The 23331-nt window shown below is 54.7% G+C and carries 18 protein-coding genes; 4 read left to right on the forward strand and 14 right to left on the reverse strand.

The window, feature by feature from the left end:
• Position 1: 1 nt before the first annotated feature.
• The 8 genes from ACVBEJ_RS01475 to ACVBEJ_RS01510 all read right to left on the reverse strand — a co-directional run bounded on the left by ACVBEJ_RS01475 (position 2) and on the right by ACVBEJ_RS01510 (position 10382).
• Positions 2–2812: a TonB-dependent receptor gene (locus tag ACVBEJ_RS01475; protein WP_447127812.1), complete on the reverse strand. Its 2811-nt coding sequence runs from the start codon at positions 2810–2812 to the stop codon at positions 2–4.
• Positions 2813–3144: 332 nt separating this feature from the next.
• On the reverse strand, positions 3145–4164 hold the full coding sequence (locus tag ACVBEJ_RS01480) for a FecR family protein (RefSeq protein WP_447127813.1): 1020 nt from the start codon (positions 4162–4164) through the stop codon (positions 3145–3147).
• 3 nt (positions 4165–4167) lie between these two features.
• Positions 4168–4707, reverse strand: coding sequence for an RNA polymerase sigma factor (locus ACVBEJ_RS01485; protein WP_447127814.1), 540 nt, complete (start codon positions 4705–4707; stop codon positions 4168–4170).
• A gap of 140 nt (positions 4708–4847) precedes the next feature.
• Complete coding sequence (locus ACVBEJ_RS01490) at positions 4848–7589, reverse strand: TonB-dependent receptor domain-containing protein (protein WP_447127815.1); 2742 nt, start codon at positions 7587–7589, stop codon at positions 4848–4850.
• Between the two features lie 146 nt (positions 7590–7735).
• Positions 7736–8377, reverse strand: a complete 642-nt coding sequence (locus ACVBEJ_RS01495) for a hypothetical protein (RefSeq protein WP_447127816.1) — start codon at positions 8375–8377, stop codon at positions 7736–7738.
• Positions 8378–8445: 68 nt separating this feature from the next.
• Positions 8446–8910, reverse strand: a complete 465-nt coding sequence (locus ACVBEJ_RS01500; protein ID WP_447127817.1) for a paraquat-inducible protein A — start codon at positions 8908–8910, stop codon at positions 8446–8448.
• Positions 8907–9557 (reverse strand): tRNA isopentenyl-2-thiomethyl-A-37 hydroxylase MiaE, encoded by a 651-nt coding sequence (gene miaE, locus ACVBEJ_RS01505; RefSeq protein WP_447127818.1) that lies wholly within the window; start codon positions 9555–9557, stop codon positions 8907–8909. The genes ACVBEJ_RS01500 and miaE overlap by 4 nt, the downstream gene beginning before the upstream one ends.
• A gap of 177 nt (positions 9558–9734) precedes the next feature.
• Positions 9735–10382 carry a glutathione S-transferase family protein gene (locus ACVBEJ_RS01510; protein ID WP_447127819.1) on the reverse strand — a complete coding sequence of 216 codons (648 nt, stop codon included), beginning with the start codon at positions 10380–10382 and terminating at the stop codon, positions 9735–9737.
• A 202-nt stretch (positions 10383–10584) separates the two neighbouring features.
• Here ACVBEJ_RS01510 and acnB point away from each other — a divergent pair, with 202 nt between their 5' ends.
• Complete coding sequence (gene acnB, locus ACVBEJ_RS01515; protein ID WP_447127820.1) at positions 10585–13200, forward strand: bifunctional aconitate hydratase 2/2-methylisocitrate dehydratase; 2616 nt, start codon at positions 10585–10587, stop codon at positions 13198–13200.
• An 88-nt stretch (positions 13201–13288) separates the two neighbouring features.
• On the opposite strand, the gene ACVBEJ_RS01520 is transcribed toward acnB, so the two are convergent.
• Both ACVBEJ_RS01520 and ACVBEJ_RS01525 read right to left on the reverse strand, forming a co-directional pair.
• A complete protein-coding gene (locus tag ACVBEJ_RS01520; protein ID WP_447127821.1) occupies positions 13289–13780 on the reverse strand; it encodes a GNAT family N-acetyltransferase in 492 nt (163 codons plus the stop codon).
• Positions 13781–14020: 240 nt separating this feature from the next.
• Positions 14021–15613 (reverse strand): AbgT family transporter, encoded by a 1593-nt coding sequence (locus ACVBEJ_RS01525; protein ID WP_447127822.1) that lies wholly within the window; start codon positions 15611–15613, stop codon positions 14021–14023.
• Between the two features lie 161 nt (positions 15614–15774).
• On the opposite strand from ACVBEJ_RS01525, the gene ACVBEJ_RS01530 reads away from it, so the two are divergent.
• Together ACVBEJ_RS01530 and ACVBEJ_RS01535 are read left to right on the forward strand one after the other, a co-directional pair.
• The gene (locus ACVBEJ_RS01530; protein ID WP_447127823.1) at positions 15775–16818 is read left to right on the forward strand and encodes a sensor domain-containing diguanylate cyclase; all 1044 of its coding nucleotides are present in this window, start codon (positions 15775–15777) and stop codon (positions 16816–16818) included.
• Between the two features lie 41 nt (positions 16819–16859).
• Complete coding sequence (locus tag ACVBEJ_RS01535; RefSeq protein WP_447127824.1) at positions 16860–17330, forward strand: J domain-containing protein; 471 nt, start codon at positions 16860–16862, stop codon at positions 17328–17330.
• 69 nt (positions 17331–17399) lie between these two features.
• Here ACVBEJ_RS01535 and ACVBEJ_RS01540 read toward each other — a convergent pair whose 3' ends face one another.
• The 4 genes from ACVBEJ_RS01540 to rlmKL form a co-directional block, all read right to left on the reverse strand.
• A complete protein-coding gene (locus tag ACVBEJ_RS01540; protein ID WP_447127825.1) occupies positions 17400–17612 on the reverse strand; it encodes an RNA-binding S4 domain-containing protein in 213 nt (70 codons plus the stop codon).
• A 2-nt stretch (positions 17613–17614) separates the two neighbouring features.
• On the reverse strand, positions 17615–20221 hold the full coding sequence (ppdK, locus tag ACVBEJ_RS01545) for a pyruvate, phosphate dikinase (protein WP_447127826.1): 2607 nt from the start codon (positions 20219–20221) through the stop codon (positions 17615–17617).
• A gap of 178 nt (positions 20222–20399) precedes the next feature.
• Positions 20400–20636, reverse strand: coding sequence for a glutaredoxin family protein (locus ACVBEJ_RS01550; RefSeq protein WP_447127897.1), 237 nt, complete (start codon positions 20634–20636; stop codon positions 20400–20402).
• Positions 20636–22924, reverse strand: coding sequence for a bifunctional 23S rRNA (guanine(2069)-N(7))-methyltransferase RlmK/23S rRNA (guanine(2445)-N(2))-methyltransferase RlmL (gene rlmKL / locus ACVBEJ_RS01555; protein ID WP_447127827.1), 2289 nt, complete (start codon positions 22922–22924; stop codon positions 20636–20638). The genes ACVBEJ_RS01550 and rlmKL overlap by 1 nt, the downstream gene beginning before the upstream one ends.
• A gap of 180 nt (positions 22925–23104) precedes the next feature.
• Between rlmKL and rmf the strand changes: the two genes are divergently transcribed.
• A complete protein-coding gene (rmf, locus tag ACVBEJ_RS01560; protein WP_447127828.1) occupies positions 23105–23311 on the forward strand; it encodes a ribosome modulation factor in 207 nt (68 codons plus the stop codon).
• Positions 23312–23331 lie beyond the last annotated feature (20 nt).

Below are 23331 nucleotides of genomic sequence, written 5' to 3' on the forward strand. Positions count from 1 at the left end.
GTTAAAAACTGGACCGAATACCCAGTATCAAACGGCGACCGGCATCTTCCGCCAGCAGGAACTGGTTGCTGAACCGACCCCGTTTGGTAACCACATTTTCAGTGAGGTTGATGCCTTCGAAAAATATCGATGTGCTATCGCTGATATCGTAACTGGCGCTTAAATCCCACTGGTCGTAGTCATCGACAAACTGCACGCCATCGCCATTAATCTGGGTCAGAGACTGCAAAAACTCATCCCGCTGATTGTAGGCAAGGCGAATTTGGAACGGCCCGTTTTCATAGTAACCCACCAGATTGAGGGAGTCGCTCAAACCGGTGATGGCGAAGGTCTGGTTGATGTCCGCCGGATCCAGTTCGGAATCCGTATCCACCAGTGTGGCGTTAAAGATAACTCCAAAGCCCGTATCGCCGAAGGCGTGCTGAACAGCCAGCTCAAGACCGTTGACCGTAGCGTCTTCACCGTTGCTGGGCAATGTGTTGGTGAATACCGCTACCGAGTCGGCAGCGTCCGGCGCACTGGTATCCGTGCCGGTGGATGGGTCCAGCAACTGCGTGCCATCGCTGATGGTAAAGGTGACGTCTTCGGTACCGGTAATAATGAAATTACTCACGTCTTTGCGGAAGTAACCGATGGACGCGTAGCTGGTTTCACCGTAATACCATTCCAGTGACAGATCAATATTGTCAGACTCGAATGGCTCCAGGGCCGGGTTACCGGAAGACGATGTCAGGTTGCCCCCCTGCCGCGTGGTGCCGATAACTGTTACCGGCGCCATGCTCTCCAGTGTTGGCCGGGTGATGGTGCGCGATGCTGCAAAGCGCGCCACCAGGTCTTCACTCAAATCCAGCTTGATGCTCATGGACGGCAACAACACGCTGTAGTCAGACTGTTCTGATACCGGGCTGGCATCGCCAAAGGAGGCCAGCATTTCGGTGGCATCGAGAATGGTCAGGCTTTCGATGGGTGCTTCCGTACCGTTCACCGTAACGTCGGTATTTTCATAGCGAGCGCCCGCGGTGAAGTAAATGGGCATTTCCCCCAGTACGCCGTTGAAATCCATTTCCACATAGGTGGCTACGGTTTCTTCTTCAACCACGAAGGAATTGTCGCGCAGCACCGCATCAAAGTTGAGGCCACTGATTTGTTCCAGAAAAGCAAACTGTGCTTCGCCATCGTGGGCCAACCATACGGCAGGGGTTCGGCCACTGCCACTGACTTCTTCCAGGAAGTCGTCACCGGCGTTAAACACCGTGGGGAAGGAATCGGCAATATCCGGGGCGTCCGGGTAACCGCAGAAAGTACAGTGAATACCGGCACCCTCGTTGTCCCATCGAGCCAGCGCTTTTTCCTGGGTGCTGAACATCATGCCGAATTTGGCTTTCACCAAACCCTGATCGGCACCCTGGTCCCAAACGCCGTCAATCTTGAACTGGTCAACATCTTCGTCAACCGCCCAGCCCCGGCGCAGCATAACGTGGGCACGCTGGTTGGCAGGGTCCAGGTAATTCAATACGCCGTCAGGTGTAACACCGTCTTGATAGGCAACGCCATCGATTTCCTGCTGGCCGCTGAAAATGGTGGGGTCGGCTGCTTCAAATTCGCTGGCCCAGGGCAGTACAGAATCGTCACTCTGGAAACGCACGCGGTTGGCATAGCCGATCAGGGAAAGCTGGTCGCCGCCACCATTGTTGGCATCCCGTTGAGCGGTGGAACGGTGATAGTCAAAAGCGAGGTTCAAAGACTCGTTGGCCTGCCATTTCAGATTAACACCAATGTCATCGGTTTCTGTCAGGCGGTCGAAGGTCTTGGCATGAAAATCCGTTGCCAGCCCTATTTCCTGGCGCAGGTCTACTGCGGTGCCGTTGCTGTCCAGCACCACATCCTCCAGGTTGGAGCCGGTAAACCAGTGGCCGTAAGAACTGGTTTCGTTTTCAATATCGAAATCGGAGTACAGGTAATCCAGAGTCACCTGAACATCGTCAGAGGGCTCATACTGAAATACCAGATTGGCGTTGGTTCGGGTACGTTCTTCTGTACCCACCCGCAAGTCAAAATTACGCGGGGTAAAAATATTGCCTTCGAATCCGGCACCGCCGTTAATCTGATCCTGGGGAACATTGAGATTTTCCAGCCAGCCATCTGTGCGGGCTGAATCGATACGTGCATCCCTTTCCTGATGGGAAAAAGACAGCAGCACGCCCAGGGTGTCATCGTTAAAAGTATTGCTGATCAAACCGGAAAACTGCGGCGCGGTTTGTTTGCTGTTTTCTTCGTAAACCCCTTTCAGGCTGGCGGATATTTTCAGGCCAGGGCTTTCCAGTGGTCGCGCAGTGCGAATATTAACCGTGGCGCCAATACCGCCGGACTGAGTGCTGGCAACGCCGGTTTTGTGCACGTCCAGGCCGCTTACCAGTTCCGAGGCTACGGTGTCAAAGTTAAAACCCCGGGACAGTTCTTCGGTGGCAATCTGGCGGCCATTGATCAGTACGGTATTAAATTCCGGGCCAAAACCGCGCACGGTAATTGCCTGTCCTTCACCGCCAGATCGGTCGATGGAAACACCGGTAATGCGTTGCAGGGATTCTGCGATATTGCTGTCGGGGAATTTGCCGATGTCTTCCGATGAAATGGAATCCACAATGCCTTCTGCATTGCGTTTGATATCCGTGGCCCGCTTAAGACTGCCACGTATGCCTGTTACAACCAATTCCTCCTGGGCCTCTGAACCCTGGGCAGGAATACTGTGAGTGATTGCCACTGCGCTTACAGCAGAAAAAACAGCAGTTGCCAATTTGGTTTTTTTTAACATTTACCCGTCCTCTCAGATATAGCTTTTTGTAGGTGGTAGATTGGCCAATCTGAGAATAAGACGTGCAGTAAAAGAAATTCCGCTCCCCTCTGGGAAGTTTTTTTGGGATTGTCAGAGGAAAATGAGTTTTAAAGAAAAGGAGTGTGCCGGCAGGCATGTCGTCATCGCGAGCGCAGCGCGGCGATCTCCAGCCAGGCACTACCGAACTTTCCAAATTCTCTGCCATTCTGGTCGAGATTGCCGCGTCGCTTTGCTCCTCGCAATGACGGATGTTTTTCGACAACCCCTAAACGTTAAGAGCAGAGGTAGATGGCGCTCGCAATGACAGAGGGTTATTTAGCACCCGCCCCATCGCGCACCAGAATAACCGTATGGTCATCCACCGCTGTGGATTTTATCGGCAGCATTTTCCCGAGAGAAGTTGGCAGTGAGGCGATATCTTCGATATTTACGGTCAGGGTAATTCGCTGATCGAACAAACTGTCTGCCGTCAGCATAATGGTGCCATCAAAGTAGCGATTGGCATCGGCAATAATGTCCCGCAGCGGAACATCCCGATAGATCAGTCGACCATTGCGCCAGGAAGCCACCTCATCAGGGGCCACGGTGACAATATCTGACAGGGTGGTATAGGGGTGTTTGACAACTTTTTGATGAGCGGTAAGGCGCGACGGAATATCGGCACCCGCAGACAAGTCGGCAACATCGACAATGCCCTCCTCCACCGCTACGCTGACCGAAGACGTTCTTTTGCTTACCTCAAAGCGCGTGCCCACAACGGTAACTTGTAATTGCTCAGTGTCAACCACAAAAGGTCTGTTGGGGTTAGAGGCAACATCGAAAAACGCCTCTCCTCGGAGCAGGGAAACGGTTCTGCGATTATCTCGGTAAGTCACCTCAATTGCCGAGTCTGCACCCAGCAACACCTGGGTGTTATCTGCCAGTGTGATCTGACGAATTTCACCCGCCGCCGCCAGATAGTTTTCCGTTGCAGAATTGTTTGTCTGCAAAGACGGCAACAGTAAAAACAGGCCCGCCGCCACAACCAGGGAAGCCGCCAGTGCCATTGCCGGCGCAGTAAACAGCCACTGCAAAACACCGGTTTTTACGGATGGCTGTGTTACAGAATTGCGCAAACGACCGGCTTCCGGGGTATTGGCCATATCTGCCAGGCCATCCCAGATCATCTGCGCCTGCCGATAACCCTCGCGATGATCACCACTGGCCTCCAGCCATTTTTTCAGCTCTGCTTGCTGATGCGGAGCAAATTCACCGGAGTTTTGCAGGGTCAGCCACTCATTCGCCTGCTGGTTGACGGCATCGGGGAGGGCTTTAAATACAGTATCTTTCATCTCTCAGGCCTGCTTTACATCGTTTTGCAAGGCTTTCTGACAGTCAGTCAGTGCTTTGGCTATGTGTTTGCGAACAACGGTTTCCGACAGCTTTACCCGGCGCGAAATTTCCGCGTAAGAGAGCCCGTCAAAGCGGCTCATCATCAGCAACTTTCGGCGTTTGTTAGGCATTCCCCACAGTGCCCGGGCAATTACATTGAGCTGGCGACTGCCCTCCACAACCCGCTCCGGGCCGGGCTGCATTTGCAGATTGTCGCTGTTTTGTTCATTAACAGAGGTGGCGTAACGCTGGCGCACTTGTTTTTTGCGCTGCACGTCAATCGCCAGGTTATAACTGGATTTATACAGGAAGGCACGGTGATTGCTGATGCTGTCCAAATCCTTCTCTGCAATCTGTGCAAAGGCCGTTTGCACCACATCTTCCGCTTCGCTATAGGTCAAACCCGCACGCTGAACCACATGACGGCACAGCTCGTCATGGTGGTCTGTGAACAACTGATGGATAACCTGTTCATGTCGGTTCAACGGCACAACTACACCCATATTCAAGGTACCTTTGATCGTATCTTGTCACGTTTCGAAGAACAGCTTCTGTAAAACTGAAACCTCTACCATCCATAAGACGTACCAGGTTATACAATCCGCCCCCCTGCTGAAAAAAATTATTGAAAAAAGTCAGGCAATCAAAATGAGCTGGTGATTTCCACGCCAACAGTGCGCGGTGGCTGGTAGGTGGCTACAAAGCCGTTTTCGGTAATAAAGTTGCCCGACGACAGTTTTACCGCCTCATCGGTGAGATTTTTAACGTACAACTGGGCATCCCAGTTGGCATTGCGGGGCCGGTAGTGCAGGTTCAGGTCAAAGGTGGCGTAGGCTTTTTGAATACCCAGGCCACTGCCGCCGCTGGGCAAAATGTCAAACACCCCTGCCTGCAGCTGGTCGCGGTTGTAGATGTCGAGAAAGTAATCGTCGGAGAAAACCCCCTTGACGGAAGCATTGAAGTCGCCAAAGGCGGTGCGAAACAGGCGCTCATAGGCCAGCCTGAACTTCCAGCCGGGGGTTCTCGGCGGGCGATTGCCAGACAGGTCCACCGGGTCCAGCACATCGTTGGATAATTCGGATACAAATGGGTTAAACAGGTTGCCAAACAGGGTGTCGGGAATTTCAAAGCGTTCGAAGCGGGCGCTTGTCAGGGTTGCCGTCAACTGAATCTGGTCAAACCGGGTCAGCGCCCACTGAGCTTCCACTTCCAGCCCTTTGATGGTGGCAGCGGAAGCATTGCGCACCACGGTGCTGCTACCGGTATCGACAATGCCATCGCCGTTGGTGTCCAGACGATCCTGATTGGAAAATTGCAGGTCGTCGTATTCCGCCAGGTACAACGCGGTGTTGATGCGCAATGAATGATCGAACAACTCGGTTTTTAACCCCAGCTCGTAGTTGAGCACCGTTTCCGGCGAGGCATTATTGCCACTGTCCTGTATGTGACCGGATTTGAAACCAGTGGAAACAGAAGCGTACAGCAGCGAGCCTTCTCTGAGCTCCATGTCGTAACGCAGCAGGCCGCTGACATTGCTCCAGGTAGCGGAAAAGTCGTTGACCTGGCGTACCCAGCAGGGCTGGGAACCAATACCTGCATCCGTCCCCAGATCGTGAGGCAAGCCGGCATCAATGGCGTTCTGCGTGTCTGCATCGGCAAATAACTGGTCTGCCAGCGGCCCGGAAGTGGCTACAGAACCCGGCTCCACGTAGGGACCCAATACAGAAGTCACGTTGCAATTAATCGCCCTGCCGCCACGATCGGACTTGGTATCGCGAGTGTAGCGAACACCCAGGGTAAGTCGCTGATAGTCAGCAAACTGGTAGCTGCCCTGGCTGTACAACCCCAGTGAATCCACCCGGCGGTCAGGTTGAATGGCGTAAAACACCGCCGCTCCCGGCGTATCGCTGATCCAGCTGGAAGCCCCCTGGGGGCCGCGCAACGGGCTGGCATTTTGCTGGTCGACCGCAAACACAATGCGATTGCGCTCTCCGGATGTGTAGATACCGGTCAGCCAGCGAAACGGTTTGGTATCACTGCTGAACAATTGCAATTCGTGGGAATAAAAGCGAAACCGGGAACTGTCTGTACGCTGTTGCTCAAAGGCACCGTCGCGGCCATTGTCGATATCCACAATCTGGCTGCGGCGCATATCCGCCAGCCCCAGGTTGTATTCAAGACGCCAGCCATTGGCAAAGCGGTATTGCAGCTTGGTGCGCAGGCTGTTGTTTTCCAGGTCGAGAAAAGTCGGGCTGTCCAGCACCACCGCGCGAATACCCTGCTGCACCAGGGTTGGGTCCAGCTCGGCAATACCGGTGCCATTGTCGCGGTAGGTTTCCAGGCTGGCGGACAGCTCAAAGCGCTCGCTGGGCTGCCACAACGCGGAAAGACGCAGGGAAAGTTGATCGACGGTTTCCGGCCCCTGCTGACCCAGGTCCAATGCCCTGTCGAAGTCACTCAGGGGCTCGTCAGCAGCGGGATAGTGAACCCCAAGCCCGGCGTAATTGTCCAGCAAGCCAGTGTAGGCATCGTGCCGATTCAGGCTACCGGCAAAGCGCACGGCCAGGCTATCGCTCAGCGGCGTGTTCACAACGGTGCGCAGAGCGGTTTGATTAAAATTGCCGTAGTTGGCGTAAACACTGGCGGAGCGGCTGTCCAGTTTTGGCTGGATGTTGTAAATGTTGATGCTGCCCGATGAGGAATTGCGCCCAAACAGAGTGCCCTGGGGCCCGCGCAGCACTTCGACCCGCTCCACATCGTGCAACAACGCAGCCACACTCTGCGACCGGGGGCTGTACACCCCATCCACATGAATCGCCACCGGGCCATCGGCAATCTCGGTGATATTGGTGGTGCCAACACCACGCAACTGAACCAGTACGGCGGCCTGGGGACTGGTGTTGACAAATTCCAGCCCCGGCACCAGGTTGGCGATGTCTCGCAAATCGCGAACCTGGTTCTGCGCCAGAGTCTGCTGATTCAGCGAAGTAACCGCCAGGGGCGTGGTCTGCAAATTGGATGAACGCCGGGTGGCAACCACATAAATTTCTTCAAGCGGCTCCTTCGTGGTTTCTGGCTTGTCTGGTGCGGCACGAACAAGAGTGGAAAAAATCAGCACTGAATGCCCATCGACTCGTTTGTAGCTCAGGCCAGTGCCGGACAACATACGAACCAGCGCCTGCTCCAGAGTCATAACCCCTTCAAGGCGCGGACTGGAGAGTTCCTGCAGGTGTTGGGTTTTACCAAGAATGTTGATATTTGCGGTTACAGACAGTGCAATCAGGGCGCTGTCCAGGGGTTGCGGGTCAATATCGAAGGTAAAATGTTGCGTCTTTTCTGCCTCGGCATCAGCCCTGGCAGGGCCAATAGCGGGCAAGGCAATCAAAGCTATTGCAAGAAGCGCGCCCCACAACCAATGCCCGGACCTTAACAAATACACAGAATAAAGTACCCTCTCTGAGCGGCAACTCCGGCCCGAGAAATAACCCCTTAGATAGTGTGGTCAGACTGTACCTTTAATGACAGGTCAATTCAAACCTGCAACCAGTTGGGCAAAGCGCTCTGCACGCTGTGTTGAAAGCGCTGCTGGCAGGAGTCGAAATACTCGAATACGGAATCCAGCTCCGCAAACACTTCGGCACTCAGTTGCAGGTATTCCTGGGCAGTTTCTGTCATATCCTGCGGGACTAATTCTTCCATTTCCATGGCGCGGCGCAATTCTCTCAGGCCGAATGTGTGGTGGGCCACTTCCTGGTGAACAATGGTATGACGCAGCTTTTTCAGCCCAAGGCGGCGTTGTTCCATTTGGCTGTCGATGGCGCGCAGTACGGTTTCGCCCATGCCTTCCAGGACAATTTGTATGGCCAGTACCGATTCTGCATAACGGCCATTTTCAATGGCCTTGCAGCAGCGTTGATAGATGGTTTCCATCGCCGGGCAATGCACACGGCTGCGAAATTGTTTGGGGGCAACCCACAGGATTCCCCCTTGAATAACCTGAGCGTGGAAGTGTTCCTGGCGAGACTGCGAACGCAGAAATTTGGCCGCTTTGGGGTTTGTTTCGGCTTGCAGATTCGCCTGCATACGAGCGCAGTCTCGCGCCACTTCCTCGCCCCGTTTCAAAACCTGAAGCATGCGAGCAATCTGGGTGGATTCGTCGGGAGAGAAAAACATGAGCACGCCTGAGTTATTTAATGATTGGGGGCGTTAGTATGATTGCAAGGCAACCCGCAGGTTCCCTGTTACCAGCGAGTGATCCTGGCTGTTACTCCCATAATCAAAAGTATTCCTGCCACAAACAGGTACAGCCCCAAGTGAGTTTGAATATCCGCGATAGCAGCCAGCTTTATCGCCACCACCAGCATGGCCACCACAAACACATCCAACATGGACCAGCGACCGTAGTGGTGTATCCACTCTATCCAGCGCCGCAATGACTTGCCTTGCAGGTGTCCGGAAAACGCCACCCGTGCCATCACCACAATTTTCACAATGGGCAGCACCACGCTAAAGCCACACACCAGCGCAAACAACAGAAACTGGTTGCCCGCCAGCAATTCAGCCAAGCCGGAAAATACCGAGAAAGTGCTGTCAAAGATAAAAAATTGCTCAATGGTGGCGATGGGCATGACCAATCCGGTAACGAACAGTAAGGTCGCCACTACCAGCAGGCAGCGGATCAGCCATTTTTCCCGCCGGCTTATCAAGCGGCCACCGGCCCGGAGTGAAAGCGAAACTCACTGTCCGGGCGTTCAATCAAGCCCTGCTCACAGTCCCTCACCCGTTGGATATGCTCATGGATATCCGCTTCCGCAACCTTGGCCGCCAACCCCAGATAATCCTTAAAGTGGCGGGCTTCGGATTTCAGCAGGGAGTTGTAGAATTTTTCCAGCTCCGGGTCCAGATGCGGTGCCAGCTTTGCAAAGCGCTCGCAGGAGCGGGCTTCGATAAAGGCACCAACAATCAACGTATCCACCAACTTGCCCGGTTCCTGGCTGCGCACCAACTTGCGCAACTCTGCGGCATAGCGCGCCGCCGACAACTGGATATACGGCACCTGGCGGTCTTTCATAATCGCCAGCACCTGCTCAAAATGGCGCAGCTCCTCCCGGGCCAGTTTTGACATCTTGTTCAGCAGTTCAAAGCTGGCCACGTAATGGCCTTTTTTCGGCGCAAAACCTTCCGCGGGGGAACTGCCGTACTTCCAGATCAATGCCTGAGCGGACTGCGCCGCTTTCAGCTCGCAGTTGGCGTGGTCAATCAGCAGAATATGGGGGTTTTGCAGGGCGGCTTCTATCCAGGCATCGGGGGTTTCGCAGGGCAGGAAGTCGAGCAGTACATCGAGGTCAGTCATGGCGGTTATTGGCACAGATAGCGGCTAAAAATAAAGCCCGCAGTGTACATAGAGCTGCGAGTTGCTGGCAACGGGCTGTGAGCTGTGCCGTCATCACTGAGCGCAGCGAAGGATCTCAAACCACACCTCAACACCGGGATCCTTCGCTTACGCTCAGAATGACAGATCTGCTCGTAACTATTTATTAGCCAAGAACTCCATCATCGCCGCCTGGTGTGCAGTATCCACCTGTTGCACCAGTGGCCGCTGGGCAATCATGGCCTGCCATTCGGAATAGCCCGATAATTGCAGTATCAGGTTTTCACCGTAGACCTTTTCAGTCAACAAGCCCGCCAGCATGCCGGTGTAGTAGGCAAAAATATCGGCGGCGGTAAAAGCGTCACCGGCAATGTACGGGTCAAAGCGGGCCACCCGCTGTACGGCGGGAATGCCCAGTTCGATGCTGTTCAGCGCTTCTTTCCGGGTTTGTTCGGTCAGTTCACCATCAAAAATCACATGGCTTAACAGGCGGCGGGCGGGCAGCTCCACATACTGCTCCAGCATTTGAATCAGTTGCCTGACTTTGCCGGACTGGTATGGGTCCAGCGGATACAGCGGCGGCTCCGGGTACAGATCTTCCAGGTACTCAATAATGGTGATGGTTTCACTGAGAAAACCCTGTTCCGTTTCCAGGAAGGGAATTTTCCCCCGTGGGCTCTGAGTCAACAGTTCCTCTTGCTGGCTGGGCACCGCCTCCTGTTCTTCAAACTCAAGGCCCTTTTCCAGCAGAGCCAGTTTCACCATGTTGTAGTAGTTGCTGATGGGCAAGCCGTACAGTTTGAACATAAAAACCTCCTCTATTGTGAACAATTGGCTCATAGGTGGACAATGCACGCAATGATTAATTCCGCCACCAGTTAATCGCAGCTCAGGCAGGGGTATAATCTGTGTTTATATCCCTTATACCTATGGCTAAACCCTCTATTAACAAAAGCCAGTTTTTAGTAGAATTTGCGGCCGTCAATCCACCCTACAAAGGAAGCTCACAGTGCTTGAAGCCTATCGCCAACATGCCGCTGAACGCGCCACGCTCGACATTCCCGCCAAACCTCTCAGTCCGGAACAGGTTTCCGACCTGGTGGAATTGCTAAAAAAACCGCCCGCAGGCGAGGAAGAATTTCTTGTCGACCTGATCACCAACCGCGTTCCCCCCGGCGTGGACGAAGCCGCTTACGTAAAAGCCGGCTTTTTGTCGGCGGTCGCCAAAGGCGAGACCAGCTCCCCCCTGATTGATGCAGCCAAAGCTGTGGAACTGCTGGGCATGATGCTCGGTGGCTACAACATTGCCACTCTGGTGGAACTGCTGGACAACACCGAGCTGGCGGAACTGGCCGCCACTCAACTGAAGAAAACCCTGCTGATGTTCGACGCCTTCCACGATGTGGAAGAAAAAGCCAAGGCAGGCAACCAACAGGCCAAAGCGGTGATGCAAAGCTGGGCGGATGCCGAGTGGTTTACCAGCCAGGACAAAGTGGCTGAAAGCATCAAGGTAGCGGTATTCAAGGTAACCGGCGAAATCAACACCGACGACCTGTCCCCTGCCCCAGACGCCTGGAGCCGCCCGGACATTCCCCTGCACGCCCGCGCCGCCTTCAAAATGACCCGCGATGGTCTGACCCCGGAAGAACACGGCGTCACCGGCCCCATGAAGCAGATCGACGAAATCAGGGCCCAGGGCCATCAGGTGGCCTTTGTGGGCGACGTGGTGGGCACCGGCTCCTCACGCAAATCCGCTACCAACTCGGTATTGTGGTTCTTTGGTGACGATCTGCCCGGCGTGCCCAACAAGCGCGGTGGCGGCATCTGCATTGGCGGCAAAGTGGCGCCGATTTTCTACAACACCATGGAAGACGCTGGCGCCCTGGTATTCGAAGCACCAGTAGACCAACTGGGTATGGGCGATGTGATCGAAATTCGCCCCTACGACGGCAAAATTCTCAACGAAAGCGGCGAAGTGCTGTCCGAATTTGAGCTGAAATCCGATGTGCTGCTGGACGAAGTACAAGCCGGTGGCCGCATCAACCTGATTATTGGCCGTGGCCTCACCGCCCGCGCCCGGGAATCTCTGGGGCTGGGGGAGTCCGATCTGTTCCGCAAGCCCACCGCCCCGGTAGACAGCGGCAAGGGCTACACCCTGGCGCAAAAAATGGTGGGCAAAGCCTGCGGCGTGGAAGGCATCCGCCCCGGTACCTACTGCGAACCCAAGATGACCACCGTGGGCTCGCAGGATACCACCGGCCCCATGACCCGCGACGAGCTGAAAGACCTGGCCTGCCTGGGCTTTTCCGCCGACCTCACCATGCAGTCATTCTGCCACACTGCCGCTTACCCCAAGCCCGTGGACATCGACACCCAGCACAACCTGCCGGACTTTATTATGAACCGTGGCGGCGTATCCCTGCGCCCGGGCGATGGCATTATTCACAGCTGGCTCAACCGCATGCTGCTGCCGGATACTGTCGGCACCGGCGGTGACTCCCACACCCGCTTCCCCATGGGCATCTCCTTCCCCGCCGGTTCCGGCCTGGTGGCTTTTGCCGCCGCCACCGGGGTTATGCCACTGGATATGCCGGAATCCGTACTGGTGCGCTTTAAAGGCGACATGCAACCGGGCATTACCCTGCGCGACCTGGTACACGCCATTCCCTACTACGCCATTCAGCAGGGCCTGCTGACGGTGGAGAAAAAAGGTAAAAAGAACATTTTCTCCGGCCGCATTCTGGAAATCGAAGGTCTTAATGGCCTCACCGTGGAACAGGCATTTGAGTTGTCCGATGCGTCTGCCGAGCGCTCTGCCGCCGGTTGTACCATCAAGCAGAACATCGATGAAATTGCCGAATACCTGCGCTCCAACGTCACCCTGATGCGCTGGATGATCGCCGAAGGCTACGGCGATGTGCGCACCCTGGAGCGCCGGGTTCGCAAAATGGAAGACTGGCTGGCCAACCCCAGCCTGATGGAAGCGGACGCCGATGCAGAATACGCTGCAGTGATCGAAATTGATCTGGCAGAAGTCACCGAGCCCATCGTCTGCGCCCCCAACGATCCGGACGACGCCCGCCTGCTCAGCGAAGTGGCTGGCGACAAAGTGGACGAAGTGTTTATCGGCTCCTGCATGACCAACATCGGTCACTTCCGCGCTGCCGGCAAACTGCTTGAGCAGCACGCCGGCGGTGGCATATCCACCCGCCTGTGGCTGTGCCCGCCCACCAAAATGGACGCGCACACCCTGATGGAAGAAGGCTACTACAACATTTATGGCCGCGTTGGTGCGCGCACCGAAATGCCCGGCTGCTCCCTGTGTATGGGCAACCAGGCGCGGGTGGCACCCAACTGCACCGTATTGTCCACCTCCACCCGCAACTTCCCCAACCGTTTGGGCGACGGTGCCAACGTCTATCTCACCAGTGCGGAACTTGCGGCCATCGGCGCGGTACTGGGCAAACTGCCCACCCCGCAGGAATACCTGCAATACGCCGGCGACATCGACTCCATGGCGGATGACATTTACCGCTATATGAACTTCGACCAGATTGAGTCGTTCCAGAAAGGCGCGGAGCAAGGCAAGTTGATTGCTGCGGAGCAGATTGTGGAAGTGGCGTAGGATGTGAGACGAGAGATGTAAAACGTAAGACGAAGAAGCCCCGGCAGATTATTCTGCCGGGGCTTTTTATTTTACGGCATAGGAGGCATTACACGAGTACCCTGGCCATTCGGTAGACGTCCGTGTACCGGCCATTGCGAAAGGCATACGCTTTTGCACTGCCCTCAACGATAAAACCGTATTTTTTATACAGCGCAATAGCCGGTTTGTTATCGGTGTATACCTCCAGCTCAATGCGTTTAATAGCCAGCCACTTTTCAGACAAATCAATAACAGCTTGTAACAGCGCACTGCCAACACCGGATTTTCTGTGGCATTCACTCACAACAATACCGATATTGCCCACATGTTTTCGCCTGGGCCTTGGGCAAACACTCAGCCCTATATGGCCTGCGACTTTCCCTTCTATTTCTGCAACCAGGCTATAAAAATCATCGGAAGTGTCCGTTAGCATTTTCTCACTTTTTTCAAAAGAAGGATAAGGAAGCTGTAGCGTTTCAGCGTAACATGACGGTTGTTCCAATATATTTTTAATGGCTAAAGCATCCCTTGTTTCGCAATGCCTGATTGTAATTTCCATTGTGATTATTCCTTACTTTTTCATTGTTAAAACAAAAATAAACCCCATAAAAAAAGCCCCCGCAACCGAAGCTACAGGGGCTTTATAAAAACGCTTTTAAATCACATACGCATCAACGCCCCCAGCTTCATCAACATAAGCTGTAGGGAAAGTAGTATTGAAATGACGCGTGAATTTTTCATTTCTTGATGCTACTCATTGATGCCTAACGCTGTCAACAGAAAAAACCGACAGAGGTAATCATGGCTGATAATACGTCTCTGCCCCAGGGCCGACAGGCATGCCAAACACAAACACCCACAGATAAAACAACAGTGTCCAACCCACAAAAAACACCATGGAATATGGCAGCATGGTGGCGATCAGTGTGCCCATGCCCAGATTCTTTTTGTACTGCGTGGCGATAGCCAAAATCAGACCAAAGTAGCTCATCATCGGGGTAATGATATTAGTGACTGAATCACCTATGCGGTACGCCGCCTGAATGGTTTCCGGGGCAAAGCCCACCAGCATCAACATGGGCACAAAAATCGGTGCGGTAACGGCCCATTGCGCCGAGGCACTGCCCAGTGACAGGTTGACCAACGCGCACATCATAATAAAGAAGATAAACACTTCCGGGCCATCCAGCCCCATGGCTTGCAGTGCTGATGCTCCTTTTACTGCCAGTACCGTACCCAGGTTTGTCCACTTGAAAAAAGCAACAAATTGAGCGGCAAAAAACACCAGCACGATATAGAGCTTGAGGCTGCCCATGCTTTTCGCCATGGCATCGATGACATCGCGGTCGTTTTTCATGGTGCCTGCGACCTTGCCGTAGGCGAAGCCCGGCAGCGCAAAGCCGAAGAAAATCATAACCACAATACCCTTGAGAAAAGGCGACCCGGCCACTCCGCCGGTTTCTGCATTACGCAAAATGCCATTTTCTGGAACAATGGTTAATGCCATCAAACCGAAAAACACCAAGGAGGTAACGGCAGCAGCCTTCAGGCCTTTTTTCTCTGTACTGGTCAGCGACTCGATTTTTTGTTCCCCGAGGTTGATGGTCGCCTCTTTCGGGTCGTAAACACCCAGCCGTGGTTCAACAATTTTTTCAGTGACAAATGCCCCCAGGCCGGTAATCAGAAAAGTACTGATCACCATAAAAAACCAGTTCATTTCCGGGCCCACTACATAACCGGGGTCGATCATATGAGCGGCGGCTTCGGTAATACCAGACAGCAGCGGGTCTATGGTACCCAGCAACAAGTTGGCGCTGTAACCACCGGACACACCGGCAAAGGCCGCCGCCAAACCCGCCAGTGGGTGACGCCCCAAGGAATGAAAGATCATCGCCGCCAAGGGGATTAACACCACATAGCCCAGCTCGGAAGCGGTGTTGGAAATAATACCGGCAAACACCACCAGCACGGTTACCGTGCGCCTTGAGGCATTCACCACCATGCCCCGCATCAGGGCCGACAGCAGCCCGGAATGCTCGGCCACGGAAACCCCCAGCAGTGCCACCAATACCGTACCCAGTGGAGCAAAGCCGGTAAAGTTGGTCACCAGGCCAGCCATAATCCGCTGTAAGCCTTCGGCGTTAACCAGGGATATCACCTCGATCACACCATCCGCCTCACGGCCCTTCGCCCCCAGCGGGCGCGGGTCAGCTACGGAGACTTCCAAGTATCCCAGCAAGCCGCTCAGCAGGTAGATAAACAGGGTAAACAGTGCGAACAGGCTAACCGGGTGTGGCAGCAGATTGCCCAGCCACTCCACAACGCCGAGAAAACGGGCGAACCAGCCGCCTTTGGCAGCGTTGTTGTCGTATCCAATATTTTTCGTATCCACTACCTGCTCCACTACGGCGAACAAAGAGGCTGATAATACGGCTTATTATCTAAGACTCAACCGCTCTATAAACAAATTGTTACAAATCCGGACAAACTAAAGGAACCATTACGTCAAAATATTGACTATACTGGGTCAATCGTCCATGGCATCAATAGTTAATGACCTACCCTATCCCCGAAAACGAAGAAGCGCGCATCAAGTCTCTGGCGGAATACCAGCTGCTGGACACATTGCCTGAGCAGGAATACGACGACATTGTGCAGATAGCAGCGCAAGTGTGCGGCACTGCCATTTCCGGCGTGGCACTGATAGATGCTGACCGCTGCTGGCTAAAATCCAAATTCGGCATTGAAGATGAGTACATCCCCAGGGATATGGCCATTTGCAGCCACGTGATTCTGCAGAATGACCTGGTGGTAATCAACGATACTCACCAACACCCAATATTCAAAGATGCCGGCATAGTGACCAGTGCACCCTATATTCGCTTTTATGCCGGCGTGCCCATTATCAACAAAGACAATCATGCCCTGGGCTCCCTGTGTGTACTCGACACCCAGCCGAAGACGCTGAGCGATGAGCAACAGCAGAGCCTTTTGGCTCTGGGTCGCTTTGTTGGCTCTCTGTTCGACATGCGCCGCTCCCTGGTCAGGCAGAAACTCAAAAATCAGCTGTTGCAGCGATGCCACAACGACATCAGCCAGATTAACAGCGAACTGCAAGCGCTGAGCCTGAGCGACGAGTTGACCGGGCTGCGAAACCGGCGCGCTTTCGAGCAGGAGCTGAAACGGGAGTTTGCCATTTACAAGCGTTATGAAGCCCCTTTGTCCGTGCTGTTACTCGACCTGGACAATTTCAAGAACATTAACGACAACTACGGCCATCAAATTGGTGACAAGGCATTAAAAACCGTCGCCCAACTGATGCTTCCGGTGGTACGCGACAGTGACTTGCTGGCCCGCTATGGCGGCGAGGAATTTGCTGTATTGCTACCCAATACCACTCGCGCTGCCGCTTGCCAGGCTGCGGAGCGCATCCGCCGTGCAGTCAGCAGCAATTACTGCTGCCCTCAGGAACTCACTGTCAGCATTGGCGTTGCCTCTGCCGAGCCAACCACTCAGAATATGGCGCAACTGGTCAAACAGGCCGACGATGCCCTTTATCGGGCTAAAAACGAGGGTCGCAATCGGGTTTGTAGCTAAGCAATTATGTACACTATCCCTTTTTGCGTTAGAGATAGTTTATGCACCGCTTGCTTCTGCTGATTACTGCCCTGTTTGCCGCCTGGTACTGGTGGGCAAAGTTCAAAACCTGCCCCAGCGACAAACGCAAAGGCTTTCTGCTGAAATCCGCTTTCTGGGCGCTATTGGGAATTTTGGTGGTGCTGGCAATCACCGGCCGCATGCACTGGATCGCCGTGGTATTCGCCAGCCTGGTGCCAGTAGTGAAAGGCTTGTTTGGTTTGCTGCTGCGGGTGCTGCCGTTGATCAAGCTGCGCCGCAGCGACACGCAAAATACAACACAAGCTCCGCCACAACAGAGCAATATCAGCGAACAGGAAGCCTGGGAAATCCTCGGTCTGCAACCGGGCGCCAGTAAAGAAGATATTATCAGCGCCCATAAAAAACTGATTCAAAAACTGCACCCGGATCGTGGCGGCAATGACTACCTGGCTGCGCGTATCAACCAGGCGAAAGACAAGCTGCTGTCGTAGACCACAGCTGACACTGTCATTCTGAGCGCAGCGAAGAATCTTGTGCGTTGTTCCTTCGCTATGGCGGAGCTACCCCTGCACTCGCACATCCTGCCCCTGAAAACTCACCACCTGCCCGGCGCGGATTTTACAGCGTTTGCGTAATTCAACGGCACCATCCACGGTTACCTGACCATCGCCAATCAGCAACTTGGCGGTGCCGCCGCTGTGGGCCAGGCCGGTGAGTTTGAGCAGGTTGTGCAACTCAACAAACTCCCGCCCCTCCAGCTCAAACTGTTCCACCGCTAACCCTCTGCATCTTCAATTACCCAGGCCTGGGCAGCGGCAATGCGGGCAACGGGCACCCGGAACGGGCTGCAGGAAACGTAGTCCAGGCCGAGTTTATGGCAGAACTGTACGGATACCGGGTCGCCCCCGTGTTCGCCGCAAATGCCATATTTGATGCCTTTTTTGGCGCGCTTGGAATCCCGGATGGCCATTTTCATCAGCTTGGCCACGGCGCGCTGATCCAGTGACACAAAAGGGTCGCTCTCAATAAGTTTTTTATCCAGATAACTGGGGATAAAGGTGCCGGCATCATCGCGGGAAAAGCCGTAGGTCATCTGGGTCAGATCGTTGGTGCCAAAGCTCATAAATTCCACCGCCGGAGCCAGTCGCTTGGCGCCCAGACAGGCCCGAGGTGTTTCCATCATGGTGCCGATTTTGTAGGGGATGGAGAAACGCTGTTTATCCAGCATGCGTCGAATACGCTGGTCGATAATATCTGTGACCAGGCGAATCTCGCGCACATTCACCACCAGGGGAATCATAATCTCCGGCATGGGGCGGTAGCCCTGCCCGGCGGCGTCAATGGCGGCGGAGAAGATGGCGTCGATTTGCATTTCGGTAATTTCCGGGAACACTACCGACAGGCGACAACCGCGGAAACCCAGCATGGGGTTCACTTCACTCAGGCGCTGGCTGATGGCCTTGATTTGTTCTTCGGTTTTACCGGTACTGGCCACCAAACCCGCCAGGCTGTCGCCATCGTGGGGCAAAAATTCGTGCAGCGGAGGGTCCAGCAGGCGAATGGTGACCGGCAAGCCGGCCATTTCCTTGAACAACGCCAGCATGTCCGCCTTCTGAAATTCCTGCAATTTGGCCAAATGCTGTTTGCGCTCCTCTACCGTTTCCGACAGTACCATGGCGCGCATGTGGTCGATGCGGTCGGCCCCGAAAAACATGTGCTCGGTGCGACACAGGCCAATGCCCTGGGCACCCAGTTCCCGCGCTTTGGCGGCGTCTTCCGGGGTCTCCGCATTGGCGCGCACTTTCAGGCGACGGTAGCGGTCAGCCCAGGACAAAATGGTCTGAAAATCTTCACTGGCGCTGGCTTCCACTTTGGCAATATCCCCCAGCATCACTTCGCCGGTGGAACCGTCCAGGGTAATCACATCGTTGCGTTTGATTACCAGGCCCGATTCTGTGGTAGCGGTGCCGGCGCGGTAGTCGATGGTCAAGCTGCCACAACCGGTGATAGCGCACACACCCATGCCGCGGGCCACTACCGCCGCGTGTGAGGTCATGCCACCCAGCTCGGTCAAAATTCCCTGCGCCACTTTCATGCCGTGAATATCTTCCGGGGTGGTTTCCCGGCGCACCAGAATCACCTGCTCACCAGCGGCATCTGTGCTCACTGCCTCATCCGCAGAAAACACCACCCGACCGGTGACACCACCGGGGCTGGCGGGCAGGCCAGTGGCCACAGGCTCGGTTTTTGCCGCCGGGTCGAGCATGGGGTGCAACAGCGCTTCCACATGTTCCGGGGCCACTCTCAGCAGCGCCTCTTTTTCACTGATCAACCCCTCGCCCACCATATCCACAGCCACCTTGATGGAGGCCCGGCCAGTGCGCTTGCCGCTGCGGGTTTGCAGCATGTAAAAACGCCCCTGCTGAACGGTGAACTCAATATCCTGCATATCCCGGTAGTGCTGCTCCAGCAATGCCTGGGTGCGATAGAGTTCGTCGTAAACCTCCGGCAAGCGTTGCTGCAAGGCGTCAATGGGTTCGGGAGTGCGTATTCCCGCCACCACGTCTTCCCCAGCCGCATTGAACAGAAATTCACCAAAGAAGACTTTTTCACCGGTAGAGGGGTTGCGGGTAAAGGCCACTCCGGAACCGGAATCGTCACCGAAGTTACCAAACACCATGGCCTGCACGTTGACCGCCGTACCCAGGGCTTCGGGGATATTGTTCATCTCCCTGTACACCTGGGCCCGGGGGGTATGCCAGGAAAGAAACACCGCTTCGATGGCCAGCCGCAGCTGTTCCTGTGGGTCCTGGGGGAAGTCGGCGATGGTTTTGAAGGTGGCAATCACCGCCTGCCAGTCCTCGGCGGACATATCCACATCCCGCGCCTTGTTGTGGGCCTTCTTGTAGGCTTCTATTTCGTGTTCAAACAGCTCGCCATCCACCCCCAGCACCACATCGCCAAACATCTGAATAAAGCGCCGGTAGGAATCGTAGGCAAAGCGCGGGTTGTTGGTTTTTTTCGCCAGACCTTCGGCGATTTCGTCGTTCAGGCCGAGATTGAGAATGGTGTTCATCATGCCCGGCATGGATACCGCAGCACCAGAGCGCACCGAGAACAACAGCGGATTTTCCGGGTCGCCAAAGCGGGCCCCCATCTCCTGCTCCACCAGTTCCAGGGCCACCTGATATTCCTGCTCCAGCTGCGCTGGCAGCTTGTTGCCGGACTCAAAAAACTCCCAACAAGTCGGCGTGGTAATAACAAATCCGTAGGGCACTGGCAGGCCCAGGTTGGTCATTTCGCACAGGTTTGCACCTTTGCCGCCCAATAGTTCTTTATCGTCTTTACTGCCTTCGTTGAACAGATATACCCGCTTGGCCATAAACTCCCCCTCGACTGGGATTGTGTGTTTTTATATATAATAACCTATTTTATATTTATTTTTTTGTTTTGTGTATAGTCTGTAGGGTGGATTAGCGCAGCGTAATCCACCAGCTCACTCACATAGTGGTGGATTACGCTGCGCTAATCCACCCTACGGATAATGAGAGAATATTGTTTCACTCTTCCAGCCATTGATACAGACCTCCGTGATCAAACGGCCAGTTCAGTTCGCGACCTCCCAATGCCAGCACTGGAATACTGATGCGGTATTTACGCAGCCAGTCTACGTTATCGGTAATATCCCGCTCCACCAGTGTGTGACCGGTGATAGCAATGACCGGCCAGATCACCTGTTTGGCTTTTTCACACAGGGAACACTGGGGCCCGGTATACAGAATCAGCTGGCCGCCCATCACTCACCTTTGCGTTTGATGCGCCAGCAGTTGTGGATTTTCGGGTTGCGCTGGAAATCCGGGTCGATGGTCTGCCGGGTTATGTCTTCGGTATCGAGAAAACTCAGCACGTCGCCATCCATCTGGAAACGCCGAAAGTTGTTGGAGAAGTACAACTCACCGCCAGGAGCCAACAGCCGAACGCACTGGCGAATCAGCAGGCCGTGATCCCGCTGGATATCCAATACCCCTTCCATCTTTTTTGAATTGGAAAAGGTGGGCGGGTCCAGCACGATCAGATCAAAACGCTGTTCCCCCTGTGAGGCTTGCTCAAGCCATTTCAGGCAGTCCGCCCGCTCTGTTTGGTGCCGGCTGGCATCCATATTATTCAGTGCAAAGTTGCGCTGGGCCCAGTCCAGATAGGTTTGCGACATATCCACACTCAGGCTGCGGCGGGCACCGCCCAGGGCAGCCTGAACAGTAATGCTGGCGGTGTAACAAAACAGGTTGAGCACGGACTTGCCCGCTGCTCTTTGCGCCACCAGTTTGCGCAGTGGCCGGTGGTCGAGAAACAACCCGGTATCCAGATAATCCCGCAGATTCACTTCCAGGCGAGCCTGCCCTTCTCGCACCACGCGCACAGGGTCAGCGCCCTGCTGCTCCTTTCGCTGCTCTTTCCTAGAGTACTGCTCCGCGCCCTTCTGCCGTTTGCGCTGCTTGAAAAACAGCTGCCCATCCGGCAGCTGCAACACCTCTTGAAGCCCCTGACGTGCCTCGCGCAAACGCCGCCGGGCATCCCGTTCGTCGATAGTTTTGGGTGGGTCGTATTCTTGCAGATGAGCCGCAAGGCCTTGCTCCGTATTGTAAATATCCAGCGCCACCGCGTACTCCGGCATATCCGCGTCGTACAGGCGGTAACCGTGAATATCGTCCCGCTTGAGCCAGGATTTGAGCTTGCGCTGGTTTTTGCGCAACCGGTTGGCGAACATGTTGGCGCCTTCGCTGAGTGACTCTGGCTCGGTGCTGGCGGCAGGCTGTTCATTCACGGCAAACAGCAGTAGCTTGCTGGCTATGGCACCGTTAAACAGGCGGTATTGTTTGTGGGCGCGCAGGTTCATTTCCGGCCCCAATTCCGGGTTGCCGGTAAATACCGCCGCTTGCCAGCCGGGAAATTCAGCTTTCAAGCGCTCCCCCAGAAGATAATAGAGGTCGCGCAGTGCCTCTTGTTCTCCCAGGCGTTCACCATAGGGAGGGTTGGTGATCAACAGGCCGGGCTTGAGCACCTTGTGGGTGGGCTGTTTGAGTTCCGCCAGTGGCTTGTGCACCACACGCACCAGATCATCCACCCCCGCCTGCTCAATATTGGCAACAGCGGCTTTTACGGCACGGCCATCCTGGTCGTAACCGCGAATTTCGGGGATATCTTTTTGTTCGCCAGCGCTGCGCCGCTGGCGCGCTTCCGCCAATAGCTGTTGCCACAGGTCGTGGTCATGGCCGGGCCAGTTCACAAAACCGCTAACATCACCCGCTTCTTCCCGCAGCAACCCCGGTGCCACGTCCCGCGCCATCAGTGCCGCCTCAATCAACAAAGTGCCGCTGCCACACATGGGGTCGATCAACGCGCCTCCGGCGGTAACAATATGTGGCCAGCGCGCCCGTATCAGCAGAGCCGCAGCCAGGTTTTCCTTGAGAGGCGCGCTGGTGCTTATAACCCGATAACGGCGCCGATGGAGGCTATCACCACTGAAATCAAGCGCCAGGTGCAGCTTGCTCTTACTCCCCTTTCCCGATGCCAGATGTGCCTGTATCCAGATATCCGGCTGTTTGACATCCACATTGGGGCGCTCGTCCCCGCGTTCGTGGAATTGATCAACAATGGCGTCTTTGATGCGTCGGGCACCAAACTGGGTATGGGTAATCTGCTTATTGCCGCCACTAAAGCGCACGGCAAAGGTTTTTTCAGAAGCACTTTTCTCAGAACCCTTGTTTTCAGAACCCCTGTTTTCAGAACCCTGGCTCTCAGAACCCTGGCCCTCAGAACCAAAGTGCCGTGACCAGTCAACTTTTTTTGCCCCTTCATAAAGGCTGTCGGCGTCATCAACCGGGTAGCTGCCCAGCTGCAACAACAACCGGTTGGCAAGCCGTGACCACAGACAAATGCGGTAGGCTGCTTCCAGGTTGGCACGACACAGTACACCGGCCACAGTCTCCCGTATGTCGGTAGCTCCAAGGGTTTTCAGCTCGCCCGCCAACAGCTGCTCAAGTCCCTTGGGACAGCTTGCCAACCACTCAAAAGGTTCGCTTGTCATTTTTGCCACCACCGGCGAGACGCCAGTCTTGCATTCCAAAAGGTCATAAAAATTCGTTTATTCAAAAAAATATATTCTTCGACACGGGCCCGATTTTTTGCTGTAGTAGCGGCTCGCTTTTGGCACAACAGCAAAGCGAATTCCAGCGGTTCCACCCTAATCCCTGGAGGGTCAAACTACATGAAAACACAGAAACGTGATGCTTCACACCGTGCTTTTCTGAAGGGCTACCAAGCCGGTTACAACGGTAAATCGAAAACCTTCTGCCCCCATATTGCCGACACCTACAACGCCCTCGAATGGCAGCGGGGTTGGCGCGAAGGTCGTGAAGATCACTGGTCTGGCTACAATTCATTTACCAGCCACCAGAAGGCGGCTAATTTATAAACTGCACATTAAAATTTTAA

The sequence above is a fragment of the Porticoccus sp. GXU_MW_L64 genome, from assembly GCF_052983295.1.